The organism is Niabella sp. ZPM-14, from assembly GCF_055693045.2.
Genome location: NZ_CM181148.1, coordinates 3296521 through 3317066, shown reverse-complemented (window position 1 = coordinate 3317066; position 20546 = coordinate 3296521). Strand labels below are relative to the sequence as shown.

Annotated in this window: 15 protein-coding genes; 6 read left to right on the top strand and 9 right to left on the bottom strand. The window is 44.9% G+C overall.

What is annotated here, in order from left to right; translation table 11 throughout:
- Nucleotides 1-11: 11 nt before the first annotated feature.
- Nucleotides 12-713, bottom strand: coding sequence for a hypothetical protein (locus tag ACU37H_RS14115; protein WP_472703464.1), 702 nt, complete (start codon nt 711-713; stop codon nt 12-14).
- A 932-nt stretch (nt 714-1645) separates the two neighbouring features.
- Entirely contained in the window at nt 1646-2923 is a 1278-nt protein-coding gene (gene tyrS, locus ACU37H_RS14110) for a tyrosine--tRNA ligase (RefSeq protein WP_472703465.1), read from the bottom strand.
- Between the two features lie 217 nt (nt 2924-3140).
- On the opposite strand from tyrS, the gene ACU37H_RS14105 reads away from it, so the two are divergent.
- Both ACU37H_RS14105 and porU2 read left to right on the top strand, forming a co-directional pair.
- A complete protein-coding gene (locus tag ACU37H_RS14105; RefSeq protein ID WP_472703466.1) occupies nt 3141-4232 on the top strand; it encodes a putative type IX sorting system protein PorV2 in 1092 nt (363 codons plus the stop codon).
- Nucleotides 4233-4251: 19 nt separating this feature from the next.
- Nucleotides 4252-9339: a putative type IX secretion system sortase PorU2 gene (porU2, locus tag ACU37H_RS14100; protein ID WP_472703467.1), complete on the top strand. Its 5088-nt coding sequence runs from the start codon at nt 4252-4254 to the stop codon at nt 9337-9339.
- Nucleotides 9340-9354: 15 nt separating this feature from the next.
- On the opposite strand, the gene ACU37H_RS14095 is transcribed toward porU2, so the two are convergent.
- The 7 genes from ACU37H_RS14095 to ACU37H_RS14065 all read right to left on the bottom strand — a co-directional run bounded on the left by ACU37H_RS14095 (nt 9355) and on the right by ACU37H_RS14065 (nt 17184).
- Complete coding sequence (locus ACU37H_RS14095; protein ID WP_472703468.1) at nt 9355-10596, bottom strand: nucleotidyltransferase domain-containing protein; 1242 nt, start codon at nt 10594-10596, stop codon at nt 9355-9357.
- A complete protein-coding gene (locus ACU37H_RS14090) occupies nt 10593-12377 on the bottom strand; it encodes an ABC transporter ATP-binding protein (protein WP_472703469.1) in 1785 nt (594 codons plus the stop codon). Before ACU37H_RS14090 ends, ACU37H_RS14095 begins: the two co-directional genes overlap by 4 nt.
- Nucleotides 12368-12766 (bottom strand): lasso peptide biosynthesis B2 protein, encoded by a 399-nt coding sequence (locus ACU37H_RS14085; protein ID WP_472703470.1) that lies wholly within the window; start codon nt 12764-12766, stop codon nt 12368-12370. Before ACU37H_RS14085 ends, ACU37H_RS14090 begins: the two co-directional genes overlap by 10 nt.
- A 35-nt stretch (nt 12767-12801) precedes the next feature.
- The gene (locus tag ACU37H_RS14080) at nt 12802-13101 is read right to left on the bottom strand and encodes a PqqD family protein (protein ID WP_472703471.1); all 300 of its coding nucleotides are present in this window, start codon (nt 13099-13101) and stop codon (nt 12802-12804) included.
- Nucleotides 13102-13158: 57 nt separating this feature from the next.
- Nucleotides 13159-15048: an asparagine synthetase B family protein gene (locus tag ACU37H_RS14075; protein WP_472703472.1), complete on the bottom strand. Its 1890-nt coding sequence runs from the start codon at nt 15046-15048 to the stop codon at nt 13159-13161.
- A 225-nt stretch (nt 15049-15273) separates the two neighbouring features.
- Nucleotides 15274-16203 (bottom strand): hypothetical protein, encoded by a 930-nt coding sequence (locus tag ACU37H_RS14070; RefSeq protein WP_472703473.1) that lies wholly within the window; start codon nt 16201-16203, stop codon nt 15274-15276.
- A gap of 81 nt (nt 16204-16284) precedes the next feature.
- Complete coding sequence (locus ACU37H_RS14065; protein ID WP_472703474.1) at nt 16285-17184, bottom strand: SMP-30/gluconolactonase/LRE family protein; 900 nt, start codon at nt 17182-17184, stop codon at nt 16285-16287.
- A gap of 257 nt (nt 17185-17441) precedes the next feature.
- Between ACU37H_RS14065 and rplK the strand changes: the two genes are divergently transcribed.
- From rplK to rplL, 4 genes are all read left to right on the top strand, one after another.
- A complete protein-coding gene (rplK, locus tag ACU37H_RS14060; protein ID WP_472703475.1) occupies nt 17442-17885 on the top strand; it encodes a 50S ribosomal protein L11 in 444 nt (147 codons plus the stop codon).
- Nucleotides 17886-17914: 29 nt separating this feature from the next.
- Nucleotides 17915-18607: a 50S ribosomal protein L1 gene (rplA, locus tag ACU37H_RS14055; protein WP_472703476.1), complete on the top strand. Its 693-nt coding sequence runs from the start codon at nt 17915-17917 to the stop codon at nt 18605-18607.
- Nucleotides 18608-18724: 117 nt separating this feature from the next.
- Entirely contained in the window at nt 18725-19327 is a 603-nt protein-coding gene (rplJ, locus tag ACU37H_RS14050) for a 50S ribosomal protein L10 (RefSeq protein WP_472703477.1), read from the top strand.
- A gap of 255 nt (nt 19328-19582) precedes the next feature.
- Nucleotides 19583-19957, top strand: a complete 375-nt coding sequence (rplL, locus tag ACU37H_RS14045; protein ID WP_472703478.1) for a 50S ribosomal protein L7/L12 — start codon at nt 19583-19585, stop codon at nt 19955-19957.
- Nucleotides 19958-20546 lie beyond the last annotated feature (589 nt).

Below are 20546 nucleotides of genomic sequence, written 5' to 3'. Positions count from 1 at the left end.
AGCACCTGGATTTACATCACGACCATCTTAATCACTTTTGAGTAATAGATGACATTGTCGATATCCATCTGACCTACACGTATGAATTTGATGGGTTTTTCGCCTGCGTCTGCTTCCACCTTATCTTTTTGGCAGGAGGTGGTGGTAAAGCTGATCGCAATACCTATTAACACGACTGCGCTGAAAAGACCTTTTTTTCTCATAGCCGGAAAGACCGCTATAAGAACGAGCGCCAGCAATAACAGGGACAATGAGGAAAATCCTGCCATTTCCGCGCCATCGAACGACTTTTCAAATCTGTATTCCAATGGCTTATCAGAGTTTCCGTCCTTCGCGCCCGAAAGTACCGTGCCCAGGTGCTCCCAGTGATCTCCATCGATGGAGCCTTCAACCAGAAACAATTTATTATTGGTTTCGAAGGTGGTAGTCCAGCTTACCACCAGCATGCCGCTCCGGACCATCGCGCTGATCGGCCCATAATTCACCGGAAGGGATTGGTCATGACTTGAAAGGGAACCCGATAAGCGGTCAGGGTCAGCGTTATTCATATCAGCACTGCGGTTTTCAACAGGCGGGGCCAACTGTCCTTGTGCGTTAACCGGTGCGTATAAAAAAATGCAAATCAGGACGACGAGGGTTCGTATAAAGCCTGAGATAGAAGTAATGGATAGCTTAACAATTGAGGTATTTAAAGGTGTTATATGTGGTTTCATAAAGGGGTTTTTTTAGGTTGTTAATATTGAGTGGGATGTCTGGAATGGGAAAACGACAAAGTCATTGCGCCTTTCAGATAATAAAGGGACATTTAGCGTAATTGCCGGCTGCGCTATTGGTTGAAGTGGTGTACAGGCGCTGCCAAGTATTGCACGGGAACGCGCGATCGCGTCAAAAACAATGACAGTTGGGGGCCAAATGAGGTGCTTTACAAAGGTTTGCAGGTCGATACCGGGCTTTGTCTGGATCCCGATCATCGGAATCCGGAGTTGCTTACTATTCGTAGCGTAACCGGTGGTGCTTTAGAATAAAAAAAGAAGGTGTTTTCCATGATCGGCGTTTTAAATGGTTAGAAACGGCATATTCTATTTAGGTGGTGTTTTTTTGAATCTTTTTGGAACAGGCATACTTCGCCTGTTACTATAATTTATAGTTGACATAGATTCGGATTATGAGGAGCTTATGGATAAAGCCGGTACGTTCGCGCTATTGCGAAAAAGAGCTCAACGCGACGAAAAAAAGTATAAAGAATATGACGGTGAATATGAGGGTCACGGTCATGTTTAAAGTGAAGTATAGTTGGTTCATAAGCTATGCGTTTACCTTCCTGCTTAGCAGCATACGAAGTAGTGAATAAAACAAGCCGGAATTAGCCGCAGAAATTGATCTAGTGAGCAAAGGTTAGAAGGTTTTAGTTTAATAGTCTAGCAGTTTCCCTATTCAATCTTAAAAACTAATAAACAGCTTCATTAGTAACATCTGCTTTTAAGCACGGTAATCACGAGGCTTTTAAAATGTTAACACAAATATAATACATTTTCTATAAATATGTTATATCTTATATTTATTTTTTAAATATTCGTGAACTTTAAGATAAATGCAGGTTGGAAAAATGCATTTTGCATTAAAAAAGAGCCTTCCGGCTCCTTTTTTAATTTACTTCAACTAAATAGTAATTTTTCTTACCCTTTTGTACGAGGAGATACCTGCTGTGTAAAAGAAACCCGGTGCTGACCTGGAGCGAAACATCCTCCACCTTTTTTCGGTTCACCTGAACGCCGCCGCCCTGGATCAGTTTGCGTGCTTCGCCCTTGCTGGCTGCAATTTTCGTTTCGGCTAAAAGGCTTACAACATCTATACCCTCGTCGAGTTTCTCTTTTTCAATCGCAGACTTTATGATCCCTGCCATGCCCTCCAGGTCGTCAATACTCATCTCCTCCGCCGGTTGGGTCTGATTGGCAAATAGTTTCTCTGTAGTGGCCACGGCTTCTTCGTAGGCTTTCTCACCATGGACGAACAGGGTAACTTCTTTGGCCAGCGCTTTCTGCAGTATTCTTTTGGACGCATCTGCCTGATGTTCCTGAACCAACTGTTTTACAACCGGTTCTTCCAAAAAGGTGAAGATCTTGATCCAGTTTTCCGCATCGGCATCACTCGCGTTTAACCAAAACTGGTAAAACTGGTAAGGACTGGTTTTTTCAGGATCGAGCCAAACGTTGCCCTGCTCGGTTTTTCCAAATTTTGTTCCGTCCGCTTTCCTGATCAATGGACAAGTGAATGCAAAAGCCTCCCCCTGTGCCTTCCGGCGGATAAATTCTGTCCCGGTAGTAATATTGCCCCACTGATCACTGCCACCCATTTGAAGTTTGCAGTTCTTTTCCTGAAACAGGTGGAAAAAATCGTATCCCTGCATCAGCTGGTACGCGAATTCGGTGTAACTGATACCTACCTCGCCTTCAAACCTTTTCTTCACGCTATCCTTTGCCATCATATAATTGACGGTAATATGTTTACCTGCATCTCTTAAAAACTCAATAAAAGAAATGGACTTGAACCAGTCATAATTATTGACCATCAATGCCGCATTCGGCTTCGACGCGTCGAAATCCAGGTACTTTTCCAGCTGTTTCCTGATACCGGCCACGTTGGCTGCGAGCTGCTCTTCATTCAGCAGGTTGCGCTCTTCACTTTTGCCGCTGGGATCGCCGATCATACCTGTGGCGCCCCCCACCAAAGCAATCGGGCGGTGCCCCGCTCTTTGCATATGCACGAGCAGCAGAATGGGAACCAGGCTTCCGATATGTAAACTGGTAGCCGTGGGATCGAAGCCAATATAGCCTGTCGTAACCTCTTTTTTCAATTGCTCATCAGTGCCCGGAATCATGTCCTGCACCATACCTCGCCATTTCAATTCCTGAATTAAATCCATAGCGGCAAAAATAAGTTTTTAGTATGTTTGTCGATAAATTTGCGGCATTTATCGATTTTTTTTATGGTCACTTGATAAAAATTTGTTATTTTGTGGGTGGTCCGACAGCCAACATGGAAAACACCCCTAGCCTGCGACCAATGTAAGACATCTAACCATCATTCATTTAACAGCTGTTTTTGTGATACTAAAAAACTCAATACGAATCAGTAGCTGGATGTTACTATTTCAGCTTATTTCACTATTTGCGAAAGGACAATTTAGAAAATATTCTAATGAATTTCTGAATATCGGAGCCGGCGCGAGAGGTCTGGCTATGGGTAGTGCCCAAATAGCCTCTATTGACGACGGAACGGCCGGTTACTGGAACCCGGCCGGCCTGGTTCACGTTCAGGATCAGACGCAGATCAACCTGATGCACTCAGAATATTTCGCGGGTATCGGAAAATACGACTTCATTAACGTGGCGCTGCCGACCAATAACGAAAAACGGGTATTAGGAGTAACGGCCCTGAGGTTTGCGGTAGACGATATCGCTAACACCCTTTTCCTAGTCAATCCCGATGGCTCCCTCGATTACAATAATATTCAGACCTTTTCTTCAGCAGACTACGCCTTCCTCTTGTCGTATGGACAAAACCTGAAAAAGACAGATGATATGACCATCAACTTTGGTGCGAACGCCAAAGTGATCTATCGCAACCTCGGCAAGTTTGCACAAGCCTGGGGGTTTGGGCTGGACGCCGGCCTTCAGATATTTAAAGGCAACTGGCGTTTTGGCGCGGTAGCGAAAGATGTTACCAGCACCTTCAACACCTGGACATTTAATTTTTCCGACAGGGAAAAAGAAGTGCTCTACCTGACGAAGAATGAAATACCCGTACGCTCGACCGAGCTGACATCACCAAGGCTGATCCTCGGCGTCTCCCGGCTTTTTAATATTGGAAAGACCTCAACTATACTGGCGGAAACTGATTTTGATCTCACTTTTGACGGCCGGAGAAACACGGTGGTTAGCGGCGATCCAATCAGCATCGATCCCAAAGTCGGCCTGGAGTACAGCTACAAGAACATCTTTTTTGTAAGAGGCGGGATCAACAACTTCCAGCAAGGCCTTGCCGACGGAGATACCCTTAACCAAAAAAGGGTATGGATTTATCAACCCAGCGTGGGCGCCGGCTTCCGGATCAAATCTTTAGTGGTGGATTATGCTTTTGCTAATCTTGCTAACCAATCCAACCCGCTATTTACACACGTTTTTTCTTTGAAGTTCGATATCGGGCGAAAAAGAAAATCCGTCGTATTCTAAACACTAATTTCCTTCTGTGATGAAAAAGCAACTGTTTCTGATATTATCTTTTTTCTATACGCTGCCTGCATTTAGCCAGCAATATAATAATGAGTGGATCGACTACAACAAAACTTATTATAAGTTTAAAGTCGGCAGCACCGGGTTGTATAGAATATCCCAGGCAACCCTGAACTCGGCAAACCTGGGAAACACCGATGTGTCGCAATTTCAATTATGGCATAACGGCCAGGAGATCCCCATCTATACTTCCAGCCAAAACGGCGCCTTGCCTGCAACCGGTTATATAGAGTTCTGGGGAGTAGCAAATGACGGAACGGCGGATCAGGCCTTGTTCCGGAACGCTGATGAGCAGATCAACAGCAGCAAAAGCTTGTTTACGGATACGTCCGTTTACTTCCTGACCGTCAACCCTGCCGGCAATAATAAAAGATTGACACCCACCGCCAATACTATTCCTACCGGTGTTGGTCCCGAGCCTTATTTTATACATACGGCCGGCGTTTACCCCAATGAGTCCATCCATCTGGGGCCTTATGTGGGCAGCGTCTCTGAAGCAGCCATGTCATCCTCGTATGAAGAGGGTGAGGGCTGGACTTCCGGTGAAATAACAGAAAATAAAACCAGGACTTTTTCATTGGCAAATTTATTTCCTTACAAAGGAAGCGGGGCACCTGACATCCAGGTAAGGGTAAACCTGGTGGGCAACAGTCCCAACAACCGCACGATTAATGTAGCGTTGAATAACGGTGCGCTGTTCAACACTTCGCTCCGCGCATTCAATTACTTAAAGTTATCGGGCAATGTGCCTGTATCCCGCTTAACGGGTGCTACAGAAAGTATTTCTGTAAATAACGAAGCCAGCACCGCAAATAACCGGTTAAAAGTGGGTCTGATTGAAATCGCTTACCCGCGAACATTCAACTTTGGCGGTGCAAGTAATTTTGAATTCAGTTTGCCCGCCGGTTCTACCACCGGTAAATACCTTGAAATTTCAGGATTTAACTTTTCGGGTATTCCCGTACTCTTTGACTTAACAAACGGTCGCCGTTACGAAGCCAACGTATCGACTCCCTCTGTTGTAAAACTTTATCTTCAACCATCGTCTGCCACATCCAAGCTGGTGCTGATCAACACCGCATCAGCCAATGTCAAAAATATCGCATCTTTAGAACGCAGGAATTTTGTTAATTATGCCGCGGGAGCTAATCAGGGAAACTACCTGATGATCACGCATGAAAATATTTTAACTGCATCAAACGGGGCGCAACCTGTGGAAGAATACCGGGCCTATCGCAGCTCCGCTGCGGGTGGAGGATATAATGCTAAAGTATACATGATCGATCAGTTGATAGATCAGTTTGCTTTCGGCATCAAACAGCATCCCCTGTCCATTAGAAATTTTTTAAGATTTGCCAGAAACCATTACTCCAGCCCGGTAAAAGCTGCTTTTCTGATTGGGTATGGACTGAAGTACGTGTCAGCCCGGAGTAATGAGTCGGCGCCTGCTGCTTCACGGCTGGGCCTGATCCCCACTTTTGGTTTTCCTCCTTCGGATATTCTACTGGCAGCTGAAGGTACCAGTTCCGTGCCATTGACGCCTATCAGCCGCGTTTCGGTAATCAATGGAGATGAGCTGGCCATATACCTGGAAAAAATAAAACAATATGACCAACATCTTGCACCGGTACCCGGTGTTGACGCCAGCCGCTGGAAAAAGAACCTGGCGCATATTGTGGGAGCGGATGATGCTGGCCTGGTCAATGAATTGTACAGCACCTTGAATGAAGGCAAGCGAATGGTATCAGACACATTCTACGGCGCAAATGTTTCAGACTTTGTCAAAAGCACCAACACGGTAGAGCAGCAGAAGCGCCAGGAATTATTGAAAAGACGTATCAACGAAGGTGTGAACCTGTTAACTTATTTCGGGCACTCCAGCTCTGTTCAATTGAACTTCCCGATAGACGATCCTGCCGCTTCCGCCAACATTGGAAAATATCCGCTGTTCCACATGATGGGCTGTAATGTAGGAGACTATTTTGCCTATTATGAGCCCCGGCTGTCCCAGTCAACCACATTCGCTGAAAGATTTGTTCTGGCTAAAGAAAGAGGCTGTATTGGTATGATGGCCGCTACCAGTTTCGGATATGTTCATCCTCTTCAGCAATACAACCGCGAGTTGTATGAACTGTTGGCTACAGAGGGTTATGCACTGACCATCGGAGAAGTGATTGAAAAAACGATCCAAAACTTTTTCCAGCGTGTGGGAGGAGAAACCAATATCTACAACAGAGCGCAGGCCGAACAATTTATTTTAAACGGAGATCCTGCTGTCCGGCTATATCAATTTGAAAAACCGGATTACGCGATAGAAGATCAAATGATAACGACCAATCCGGCGATCCTGTCCGTGGCCGATCAGTCATTTACGATCAATGCACAGATAGCAAACCTTGGAAAGGCTATTAACAGAGATCTTATTATTGAATTGAAACGAACTTATCCGGACCTTAGTACCAGAGTCATACACAGGGATACCTTAACCAAGGTCCGTTACTCAGATTCCATCCAGTATAAGATACCTATCGATCCGATCAATGACAAAGGAACCAACAAGTTTACTATTTCTATTGATCCGGACAATCTTATCGATGAGCTGTTCGAATCAAATAATACAGTATCTAAAGAAGTATTCATTTATGCCGACAACATTCGTCCTGCTTACCCGTATGACAACTCCATAATAAATACACAAAATATTTTGTTATCTGCGTCCACCGGAAGCCCTCTGGCTCCGACCAGGCAATACATTATGGAAATTGACACAACCCAGTTGTTCAATTCCCCGTTAAAAGCTACGCAGACAAAAACTTCTGCCGGAGGCGTGGTTGAATTCACACCCGGTCTCACCTTTAGAGACAGCACTGTTTATTACTGGAGAACCGCAGCGGTTCCGGCTAACCAGGACGCACCAGTTTGGAGCAGCGCTTCGTTCACTTATATCCCTGGCTCCGGGACAGGTTTTCGCCAGTCACATTATTATCAGCTGAATGAAAATCTCTTCAATGATTTATATTACAAAGAGGACGGTGTATTCTTATTCGACAGCGTCTCGGCACATATTGTCGTAAACAACAAAATCACGTCTGCAACAAACAACCCGATCGATGCAGCTTACCTGATTGATGGTGTAGGTGGACAAGGGGCTTATATACGAACCGTTTCCGGTAGCTTAAGCCCGCAGGAAAACTCCCTTCGCTTTTACGTTCTAAAAAATGGAAGCTTAGCCCCGTTGGAGAATGAAGACCTGGTGACAAGCGGCCGTTACGGTAGTTACCGGCCGATCCCTTATGGGAACCTGTTACCGCGGCTCCCTAAATTTTTCCAGTTCGATATTTCCACCCCTGCAGCAAGAAAAGTGGTGATGAATTTCTTAGACTCCCTACCCAATGATTATTATGTAGGCATGACGAGCAATCAGAGAGGATCTACGGTTTTGCCATCTGTGTGGCGCGGGGACACCACTATCTTTGGAAGTAATAATTCGCTATATCACAAGCTAAGATCTCTCGGCTTCAGCGAAATAGATGAGATCAACTCTATCGTCTCATATATCTTTTTCTATCAGAAAGGCCATGCTATACCTTTGGCTCAGAAGGTCGGAACTACAGGTTCAGAACTGGTGAGAGTGGAAGTCGACTTACCCGTTTATCAAGCCGCGGGCAGTATGAAATCGCAGGTGTTTGCTAAAGCTAAATCCTGGAAGACCGTAACGTGGGACGGGACCAGCCTGGAGACGCCATCAACAGATGACAAAAGCTTCCTCACTGTCTACGGAGTTGAGGAAAACGGCAATGAGTCTGCGTTAATATCCAACATTCCGGTGACTCAGAAAACAGTCGATATTTCTTCAATCAACCCAGCGCCTTATGCCGGATTACGATTGGAGCTGCAATCGAGAGACACGATAAACAGGACACCCTACCAGCTAAAGTACTGGAATGTTTATAGTGATCCTATAGCCGAAGGCGCGGTGGCTTCAAACTTATATTTCCAGGCGCTGGATACAGTAGAAGCCGGGCAACCGCTGGATGTAGGCGTGGCCTTTAAAAATATCAGTCCTTTTGCATTTGATAGTTTAAGCGCGAAGCTGACTGTCAGGGATCGAAACAATAACGAAACGGCATACTTCCTTCCCAAGACGAAACCACTGATGGGCGGAGATACCGTACGCCTGCATACTTCGATTAATACCAAATCGCTTGCAGGGACCAACACGTTTTCGCTGGAGGTGAATCCGCCTGAAGCATACCAGCCGGAACAGTATCAATTTAATAACCTGCTGTCGAAGACGTTCTTTGTTCGGGGTGATACGACCAGCCCTTACATGGATGTAACTTTCGACGGTCTTCATATTATCAACCGGGATATCGTGTCAAGCAAGCCCGACATTCAGATCAAACTCACAGATGATTCTAAATATCTACCCATCAATAACCCGGATCTTATTAAGGTGCAGCTGAGACACCCGGACGGCATATTGAGAACTTACCAGTTTAACAGTGACACGTTGCAGTTCATCCCTCCGGGACAGGGCACGAACGATGCGAAGACTGCAATGGTGAAGTTCAGGCCGCATCTTCTCACCGACGGAGAATACGAATTGCAGGTAGGCGGCGAGGATGAAAGCGGTAATAGCTCGGGAGCAATGAACTACAAAATCGCGTTCCAGGTGATCAACAAGGAAATGATCTCGAATCTGCTGAATTATCCCAACCCGTTCACTACTTCCACGGCATTCGTGTTTACATTAACCGGGTCTGAAATACCTCAGAACATCCGCATACAAATCTTAACCATTACCGGGAAAATTGTACGCGAGATCACCAAGGCAGAGCTGGGGCCATTACGTATCGGAAGAAACATCACCGAGTTTAAGTGGGATGGTACGGATCAATATGGTCAGAAGCTGGCCAATGGCGTTTACCTGTATCGTGTGCTGACCAACCTGAATGGCAAGCGCCTGGATAAGTACAAAGCTGCCAATGATAATACCGACCGGTATTTCAATAAGGGTTATGGCAAGATGGTATTGATAAGATAATGAATGAGCAGATCGTTAGGCCGGCTTTTCACTGTCGCGCATAGCGATCTGCTTCTCTTCTAAAGTACTGGATGGACTAAACACAGAGCGAAGAGGTTTCAACACCACATATAGAAAATGCAGCGGGCGTGGCAGTTTGAAAAGTCTTAGATCTTTTACGGAAGGTGTAAATCTCAGTTTGAGGCAGGCAATCAGGTAACGCGCTTTTTCATTGAAATTACTTTTCAGGTAAAGTATGCTTTTGCTATATAGCTTGACCCTAAAGTGATCGCCGACCCACTTCCTTCCAAGCAGGCGTTCAATAAAATGTTCCCGCATCCGCGAAGGAATAACCGCAGAACTTTCTGCCGAAAATGGCAGCGAGACACCTAACAAATTTTGGCCAAGATCAGCGCAGACGGCCGCCGCCTTAGAAAGGTTCAGGTCTTTTATCGCCTGGTTTAAATGTTGGTAATTGATACCAGCATCTGCTTTAACGAGCTGCGCAACATCCACCAGGTTTCGTAAAATGCTCAGCGCATCATTATTGGAATGATGGATTAACACCGCCAGATAATGCGCCTCTTTTTCCAGCGTTTCCACCTCCCGTTTTGCTAAAAAGATCTTGGTGTTGCTTTTAAATAGCCGGGCGCTGGTTTCTCTTTTTATCTGGAGCGCGTTTTCGCTGAGCCGCCAGTGAAACTCCACATGAAATTCTCTCGCCCCATCTCTGTATCTGTTAAAGCTCAGATCTTTTTTCCGCTCAAATATATCCTCCCTGAAAATATCATACTCCACCTGGCTCTGGAAAGCGTAGCCATCCTGCTCCATTAAAGGCCATACCTTCTCAAAATCTTCGGCGGCGATTACCAGATCAATGTCGCTGGACTCCCGCGAAACCAGATCTCCGTAAAACTGGCTGGAAAAAGCCACCCCTTTATATGCTACACAGTTGATATCGTTTTCGCGAAGGAGATGAATAATCCTTTCCGTTTCCAGTGCCCGTTTAAAGCTCTGTTGCACCAATCGCAGCTGCTTTTGCTTCACCCGTGTGGTCGCTTGGTCCGGAATGCTCAGCGCGGTAAGCCTGTGACAAATCAGCGGCTCGATCCGGTGAGCCGCCGCCAGCTCCAGGAGCTCGTCCCAGTCGATAGCATTCGCAATAACAAACTCCTGTACCGCTTCGGCGTTGGTCGTTTCAAAGTGCAACCGGCAACAAAGAAGCAACAGCGCTACCTCGCTGCCATATCTTTCTTGTATTTTCTGAATAGCAATCATAGTTGTTGCATATTGTAAAGCCTGGTAAACACTCCGTTCTGTGAGATCAGCTCATCAAAGGTCCCGGATTCGGCAATACGTCCTTCGTTCATGACATACAGGTAATCAGCAATCTTCAGGTTGTACAACCGGTGTGTAATCAGGATAACCATTTTATCTTTTGCTATCGATTTGATCTGGTTAAAGATCTCAAACTCTGCCTGGGCATCCAAAGCGCTGGTGGGCTCATCGAGCACAATAAGCGCAGCATCGCTCCTGTAAAACACCCTCGCCAAGGCCAGCTTCTGCCACTCTCCCCCGCTCAGCTGGGCACTCCCCTCAAATATACGACCCATGCGGGTTTGATATCCCTGGCTCAGCCTTGAAATAAAAGCAGCAGCCCCTGATCGCTCTGCCGACATCTCAATATCTTTTATCCCTTTATCCTCCGCAGGTTTTCCCAAAACGATGTTCTCTTCGATCGTAAAAAAATATTTTTCAAAGTCCTGGAAAAGAAAAACGGTGTGTTGCTGAAATGATTCCAACGCTATTGTTTCAAGAGTTGTCTGGTCAAACGAGATGGTTCCCGTTTGTGTTTCATACAACCGGGCTAACAATTTGATCAACGTAGATTTACCGGAACCATTCTCACCCACGATTGCAACGATCTGTCCTGGCCGGCATTCCAAAGAAACGTTGTGCAATACCTGCCGCTCAGTTTGGGGATATTTGAAAGAAAGATCTTTTATCATCAACCCTTCGGAAATGGAAGGGAATGCTTTTTGAGGAATTGCCCGGCCGGCCGTGTTGATGTTCAGAAAAGAAAACAAGTCCTGCAAAAAAACACGTTGCTGTAGGATCAGCACTAATGATTGCAGAAAATTCTTTGAATTGTTTTGGAGGTTTTGAAAACCTTGTATGTAGATAACAAACAAACCGAGCGTAATAGATCCTTCTACCGATTGTTTGGCAAGCATTCCAAAAATAACGGCCATGGCTATGATCTCGGCCGCGTCGGCGATCAGGCTATAGTGGGTCAGGCGCTTGTTAAGCCGGGTCTTTTGAAGGCGGATGTAATGGCGGATGTTTGTAAACTTTTCGATGAAGAATGATCCGAACCCAAAGACGCGGGTCTCCTTAGCAAAGCTCACGCCTGTCAGGACGTGATGCAGGTAATTAGCCTCGCGTTCCATCGGCGCCATTCTTCTCTCCTGCTGCATCAGGGCAATCCCAAAGTACCATTTGATGATAGCAAGCGGAATAGAAAAAGAGATAAAGAGCAATCCAAAAAAGGATTGCATACTGATAAATAAAAGGGAGAGGAACAGCAGGGCGAAGCCTGAAGTGAGAAAAGAATTATAGCTGGTCAGTAAAGTGCCGGCTTTATATAAAGATTGTTGTTGAGCAAGGTGCAGGCTATCGTGGTACCCGGGATTTTCATAATAGTCATAATCAACGGCAACCGCCTTGCTCAAAACGCGCCGGGACAAATGGTCGGTCAATTTCAGTTGAAAGATGTTTGAAATGTAATTGGCATATTGCTGTGCCAGTGCCAATGCCAACTGTGCCGCAAGAAAATAAATGATCACAGGAACAATATCTGAGAAAGCGCTCCGGGCGGTTACTTTTTCAACCAGCACTTTAATAAAATACAATGACAACACGGGCAATAAAGCCTGCAACATATGGAGTGAAAAGCTAAGGATTGCAAGTGACTTGTCTGTTTCCCACAACAATTGTAAGGAACGAGCCAGGTTTTTCCTTAACTCCGATGCATTAAAATTTTTAATTGTTATTGCCATTGATTCTTATAAACACGCTGCACCACATACTCCTCCGGGTTGCAAAAGCCGGTAATTATTTTCCCTCCGGCAATCGTCCATGCATGTGCCTCTATTTGGTTTTGCTCGACATTCTTTTTAATACCGATAAAAATAAGACAGGGAATCCGGTAATGATCACAAAGGCGTTTTGCCTGGTAGGCCTCATGCCGGCATACGGTTTTCCAGGGTACTCGTTGCGCCACAGCCCGAATCGCCCAGGCGATGTCAGCCACTTTTTTATCATACGTCTGGCCGACGGGAACGGGCGTTGTCTTTTCTCCAAACTTTGCGGACCTTTTAAAAAACCTGAATAAGATGTAACTGTAAAATGATAAAACGAGCGTTTGGACCGTCAATAGTTTTCGCACTGAGCTCAGTCTAAGAAAGGATCCGGCTTTTTTTATCATTTTTCGATCACCAGTTTTTTTGCAATAAATGTCTGAAGTGTTTTTTTTACGGCAGCTTCGCAATCGGATGGCGATATATTATACGCTCCTTCGAGCTGCTTACAAATCTCCTCGAGTGAAGCGCCACTTTCGATGCCTTTTAGAATTTTAAACGATGTTTCGTTTAAAGAATAATAGTCGTTGGTTTCGCTGTTAAAAGCAACGCCTTCATCTCCCAGTTGAGTAATTAAAATATCCTTTGCATTCAATTGATAGTTCATAGGATCAAAAGTATTAGAATTTAAATGAAGCATCATCTCCACTTCATATTTTGCTCTTGACCATTCATTTTGGCGAAATGATGGTTCAACCGCTTAATCAAAATGCTGCTGTAAAAATAATGCAAATTGCAGCGTTTTTAACACACGTTGCATTTCATAGGGCTCTACATAAGGGCTCGCCAGGCAGGCATCAAAATTTTTCGACAAGGCCGTTACATCGATATAATAGGTAGCTGCCGGGCTTGTTTGTACCGTGCGCAGCGCTTCCTTTATCTCTTCTGCCTGGGCACGGACACGGTAAACGATATCTGAACTTTGCAAACCACCTTTTTTGGCAAACAACACCTCATCGGGAATTTTGCCTTTCATCATACGCTTCACCAGCATCCGGTTATTGTAATGGTTATCGAAAAAAGCTTCATTGGGAATGCTGAAGAAATACTCCATCAGGTCCTGATCCGTGAAAGGATCCCGAAGCTCAAATCCCAGGTAATGGCCCATTACCGCGCCGGTAAGGCTTCTGGTATTATACAGATCAACAAACAATTCCTTAGTCTGCCTGATATCGCTCACCACGGGATTAAAGTGCAGGTTATTTTTTCTGATATCTTCGATGATCTGATATCGCTCAATAACAGAGGGAACCAGGAAAACCTGTTTTACATAGCGCTCCATCCCGCTGACAGATGATCTTTTCCCCTTGAGCATCTTCGTCAAAAAAGCTTTTACCGGCCTGCCGATTTCGCGCCGTGCAAATAAATAAGGGCTGGCAACAAACCTCGAAATGCTTAGGGGCAACAGGTAATCAGCTCCCGCAAAAGAAGCGCTTCCATTACCGCCTTCACCCGTCAGCAGGGTTCCGCAACCTTGTTGCACCGCCGCCTTGTATAAGTCCATCAGCCAGTATACATTACTGGCGCCGTGGATAGGACCTGAATAGATTTCCAAAAATTCATTCATGCTGCCTAACAAACTACAGCTTCCCGAATCCAGGAAATAAGGCGCTATATTGCCCGAGGCTTGTACAACGTGGTTAATATTGGGCGATTCGTCGAGTATCTTATACTGCCCCAGCTTGTCGCCCTTTAACTCGCGTGTATAGTGAGGTATGTGACTAAAGGTAGTAAGCGGCGTTACATTCTTAAGCAGCTCAGCTGCGGTGTAACTGACCGTACTGCTATCCAGACCACCGCTCAGCAAAGAAGCCACCGGCTTATCAGAACGAAGGCGTGCCTTTACAGCGTTGTCGAAAATTGCTCCAAATTCATCTGCGTATTGTTGCTTGTTCTTATAATCCCGAAGAGAACAATCGCACGGGTTCCAATATTTTTCGACCGTTACCTGGTTGTTCTTAACCGTTAACGTATGTCCCGGAGGGAGCGAATAAATATTTTGGAAATAAGTGTCTTGCTCTGACTTTTTTTGTTCCCAAAGTGTCAGATTTCTTACGAGATGAAGTTCATTGAGCGTTTTCCGGTAAGAGGGCAATTGCAAAAGCGCCTTGATGGAGGAACTGAAGTAGAACCCGGTTGAATCGGAATAGTAGTAAACAGAGGTATATCCCAAAGGATCTCTCCCGATAAATAATTCCTGCTCCCTGAAATCAAAAACAACCAAACTCCAGTCACCGCGGAGATGCCCGATACATGCTTTACCCCATTTCAAATAGGCCTGCAGCATGAAATAGCTGTCCGGCTTATCTGACGCGTTGCGAAGATGAAGCTTTTCTGATAGCGCCGCTCTGTTGTCCACACGGCCTTGTGCCGAAAAGAGGACTTCTTTTTCGCCAAAAAAAACAGGACCGGTTTCGTTGAATGACTCGGGGGTATTGTGCCGGATTAAAGTGCCAAAGGCAACTTGCTGCCTTTCCAAACGATGTGAATGGTCATGAGGAATGGTGTTCACAGCATCAAACATCCCTGATAAGAGATCCTGTGCGATGGACGCGTTACTAAACTGCCAATTACCCAGCAACACACTCATAACACCGTCACGGTTTTAGGGGGCGCCACTGTTTAGCAGGCAGTACAATCATATTTGCGTTGACTTCGATTGTTGATTAGGAGGCAGCACTTCCCAGGCTGTCCGTTTTATCAGAAGGACTGCTGTTGATTTGAATTTCGGTTACTTCTGGTGTAATCCATTGTTTCTTTTCCATAGTATAAATTTAAATGGTTTATATGATATAATATAGAAATGTGAAAATAACTATTTGTTTTTTCTTGTCAAAATTTTTTCGATGAAAAGGGCAAATTCATCGATGAGTTTCCCCCTTGGGGGTCTGACAATCAGCGAGTAAGGCACTGAATTTAAAATATCACCGGTTAGTAAAAATTGTTCCCGGCTCTTCTTCATTGCTGAAAGCCAGTGACAACGATATACATTATTACTGAGCTCCTGAAAGGCTTCGGCATTCTTAATGGATTGCTGCTCAATCTGTAAGGCGTCTTCCCGCTGCTGCAAAAAAATAATTTGTTCTACTTCGACCACTCCGGGATCAAAACGATCATGAAAGGAGAAACCATACTTGTCTAATTCATCATCCTCATAGAGTTTCTTTTTGTCAGCCTCTTTCAATAAAACTTGCTCCTGCAGCGTGTTTTGCCACAACCGGATCATAGGATAAGAAGCCTGGGCATAGCACTTCCCGTCTTTGACAGACAAGACAGCCGTATCATCTGTAAACGGCGCGTAGCCTCGCTCCTGGAGCTTGACCGACAGCGTAGACTTACCCGTTCCTGAAGGCGCGGCAAACAGCGTTACTTTTCCGGGTGCCGTAAAAACGCCTGATACATGAAACGGAATACGGTTGCGCTGAAACAATACGGCTGCCAGTGCGTTCGAATAAAAATAGATGAGATGTTGAGCCGGATCTGGAGCTATCGATTCAATGATAATTTCCTTTCCATAAGCCACATAAAATTTGATTCTTTCAGGTAATCGATACACCATCTCCTCTGCATTACACCACGTAAACGCGTCTGCCTGAACGGCAGGCCCGGCAGGGGTTTCAGGGACTTTTCCTAATTTAACATGCACCGGAGCCTGGTCTCCTTCAAACTGCTCTACCCGCACTAACGCCGGCAATTCGATTTCAGATATGATCGGGAGACCAAAAGCAAGATAATGATGATTCATAAGGACTGCAAAACTATGCGATACAATTGAGTTATGTTGCTAACAAGCTTATTCCGAAAATGATTTTTATTGCAAGTAGCTTTACCGTTTACCTTTCACTGACATGGGCAAGGTATAAACACTTTTACCCGCAGTGATAAATAACGTATTTCTTTTCTTTCCTGCAAAACAAATATTGGCAGTCCACTTTTCAGGCACTGGAATGTGCGCGATGCGAATGCCTTCTTTGTTATAGACCGTCACGCCATTGCCGGTAAGGTATAGATTGCCCTGTTCGTCCAATGTCATTCCGTCTGAGCCTTGTGATACAAACAAAGTTCTTCCCGACAAACTCCCATCGGGGCGGATGCTGTATCGGTAGGTTTTATGATCTCCGATATCTGCAACAAACAAATGCCGGCCATCGCCGATAATACCATTAGGCTTTACCAAAAAAGAATCGACCACCCTCGGCTGATTGGCACCCGCAGGCAGGTAATATAGATTTTGCCGTGCCATTTCCGGCTCTTTGCGCGTCCAATACTCCCGCTGGTAATAGGGGTCTGTAAAATAAATTCCTCCCTGCTGATCGATCCATAAATCGTTAGGACCATTCAACTTTTTTCCGTCAACCGCTTCCAGCAATACGGTAACGCTTCCTTTCGGATCGATGCGCCATAACTCATTGTCCTGGTCCGCACAGGCAATAATATGGCCCCGGGCATCCAGGTACAACCCGTTGGCTCGCCCTGCACTGTCCATAAACTCGCTTAATTGCCCGGATTTCGCATTAAAAAACCAGATTTTATTGTTTGGCTGATCGGTGAAATAGACATTTCCCTTTTTGTCAGATGCCGGCCCTTCGGTAAAAATAAATTGATCGCTGATCTTCTTCCATACAGCGTCTTTTTTTATAATTCCAAGAGAATCAAATAATTGTCCGGGTTGAGCATGGGCGGTAAAGCTCAGAAAGGGCAAGGCAAGGAGCGCTAGGATTTTCATATTTCAAAACTAACAAGTATCTCTCACACCCAGAGTCATTAATTTTGATCGGCAACGCTATCATCTGTTCCAGGTTTCGAGTATTCTCCTTACCTTTGCAGCCCCAATTAGTTCTTTAAAGAAATTTCACGCGACGGCGTATAGGTTTGAGGAGCCGATAAAGTCTCTTCATCTTTAATGCAAATTGTGTGAAACTGAGGAATTTGGGAGCTTGCCCGAAGATCGGGAGAGCGTTTGAACCAATAAATCATTTAAAAATGGCAAAAGAAATCTCCGGCTATGTAAAGCTGCAGTGTAAGGGTGGCCAGGCCAATCCTGCACCTCCAATCGGTCCGGCGCTGGGTTCCAAAGGTGTTAACATCATGGAATTCTGTAAGCAATTCAATGCGCGCACACAGGACAAACCAGGAAAAGTACTTCCTGTATTAATCACCGTTTATTCCGACAAAAGTTTTGAGTTTGTAATTAAAACGCCTCCTGCTGCTGTGCAGTTGATGGAAGCGGCTAAAATTCAAAAAGGTTCTAAAGAAAGCAACCGCGCTAAAGTGGGTAAAGTTTCATGGGATCAGGTTGAGGCAATTGCGAAAGATAAAATGCCTGACCTGAACTGCTTCACTACCGAAAGCGCTATGAAAATGGTTGCCGGTACTGCCCGCAGCATGGGACTGACTGTAGAAGGTAAAGCCCCTTGGGAAAATTAATCCATTAAAGAACCTTTAAAAGAATTACAATGGCAATTACAAAGAAAAGAAAGGCTGTAAATTCCAAGGTGGATGGCAACAAAGCGTATACGCTTAACGAAGCTTCTGCGTTGGTGAAAGAAATAAATGTCGCAAAATTCGATGCCTCTGTTGACCTGCACGTTCGTTTGGGTGTAGATCCTAAGAAAGCAGATCAGGCTATCCGCGGCACTGTTACCCTGCCACACGGCACCGGTAAAACAAAAAGAGTTTTAGTGCTTTGCACTCCGGATAAAGAAGCTGCTGCTACAGAAGCAGGAGCGGATCATGTAGGTTTGGACGAGTTTATCCAGAAAATTGAAGGCGGTTGGACTGACGTTGATGTAATCATCGCTACTCCTGCTGTTATGCCTAAGATCGGTAAGTTAGGTAAAGTGTTAGGTCCGCGTAACCTGATGCCTAACCCTAAAACAGGTACAGTAACCAACGATGTGGCAGCAGCAGTAAACGAGGTAAAAGGTGGTAAAATTGCTTTCAAGGTAGATAAGGCGGGTATCATCCACGCTTCTATCGGCCGCGTAAGCTTTTCTCCTGAGAAAATCGCGCAGAACGGACAGGAGTTCATCAACGCTATCATCAAAGCAAAACCATCTACAGCAAAAGGTACCTACCTTAAAGGTATCAGCATGGCCAGCTCTATGAGCCCGGGCATTGCTTTGGATACAAAAGGTTTTGTTCATTAATAAGCCACTCCTAAGGGTCGCTCCAACGGAGCAGATCTTACCGGAAAGCAATTTTTAAACATCGTTCTTAACCTCCCTCTTTTTCGAGGGCCGGTATGAGGTCAAAATCGAAATAAAATGACTAAAGATCAAAAAAACGAAGTGATTGAAGTATTGAAGGGCAAATTCTCTCAGTACGACAATTTCTACATAACTGACACTGAATCTCTTTCAGTAGAGCAAATCAGCAAACTGCGCCGCGCTTGTTTCGACAAACAAGTAGAAATGCGCGTAGCTAAAAACACACTCATCAAAAAAGCATTAGAATCCATCGATGCTGAAAAGTATGCAGGTGTTTACGATTCATTACATAAAGTAACGGCTTTAATGTTCTCGGAAAATCCTAAAGAACCAGCTGTTATTTTAAGCTCTTTCCGTAGCGAAGCCAAAGCAGAAAAACCAGAGTTGAAATTAGCGTTCATCAATGGTGATCTGTATGCAGGTGACAACCAATTAGCGACATTAACCAAAATCAAAACCAAAAATGAACTGATTGGTGAGGTGATTGGCCTGTTGCTGTCTCCTATTCAGCGTGTTATCGGTGCGTTACAAAACAAGGAAGCTGCCTCAGGTGCTACTGAAGAAGCGGCTCCCGAAGCAGCAGCTCCTGCTACAGAAGCGCCCGCAGCTGAAGCAGCTCCGGAAGCGCCGGCTGCAGATGACAAACCAGCAGCTGAGTAAGTTTAGTTGAGGTAATCTTCATTGCGAGCGCAACGAAGAGGAGCCGAGCAATCTCCATGTACCGCGTAAGAAATTCCTCCACTCGTTTTGCTTAAAGCAAAACTACGGTCGGAACGACGATGGAGACAATTTAGGATTTAGTTCTTATTATAAATCACCTTATTCCTTTAGGGATAAGGATCACAAATTTTTTTAAACCCGCCGTCGGATCCTACATTTAAAAATGGAAATGAAGACGGTAAAAATTAAAACACAATGGCAGACATTAAAACATTAGCAGAAAGCCTGGTAGGTTTAACTGTAAAAGAAGTTCAGGAATTAGCTGATTTCTTAAAGACTGAATACGGAATCGAGCCTGCTGCTGCTGCAGTAGTAGTTGCTGGCGGTGGCGAAGGTGCCGGCGCAGCTGCTGAAGAAAAAACAGCGTTCGACGTAATCCTGAAAAGCGGCGGTGCTTCTAAATTAAACGTAGTTAAAATCGTTAAAGATTTGACTGGTTTAGGTCTGAAAGAAGCTAAAGAATTAGTTGACGGCGCTCCAAAACCTGTTAAAGAAGGTGTGAGCAAAGCAGAAGCTGACGAAATCGCAGCTAAACTGAAAGAAGCCGGTGCTGATGTAGAAGTAGCTTAATTCGTAAGCGAATAAAAGTTTAAAAGAGCTGTCACGAAAGTGGCGGCTTTTTTTTGCCTGGCTATTTAGCCTTCCGGTAGATAATTCAGAAAGAAACGTTTCCTGCGGGCAGAATTTGCCCATTTGCCAAAAACCATACAACCCTATGAGCCCTATTTTTCTGCCTTTCAGATCATTATACACTTTCACCACCTAAGACGTAACATTCTGTCAGGTTTAAATTATCCCTATACAGTGACAATTTAGTCTTGTCATTGATAATTTGACAGATGCGCGATCCGCTTATCCTAAAATACCACCGTTGAGTGAATTTTTATCCACAAATCAGCTTTTACAGCTCGGTGGCATGTTAATTGTTTCAAAAAAATTTGTTAAGCATTTACAAAGTGTGGATAAGAATTTTGTTTAATCTAAAAACCCTTAGTTAACCCTTGAACCGGATCACTTGCCCAGTAAGCGCTTAATAACAGATAATCAGCGGATCTGCTCAACCTTAGAAAATGATAACCTGAAAGTGCCGTTTCGCCGTTGTCTGATTGTAGCTGTGTGACTTCCCCCTTGGTCTGCGTTGCAGATAGTGCCCTGAACT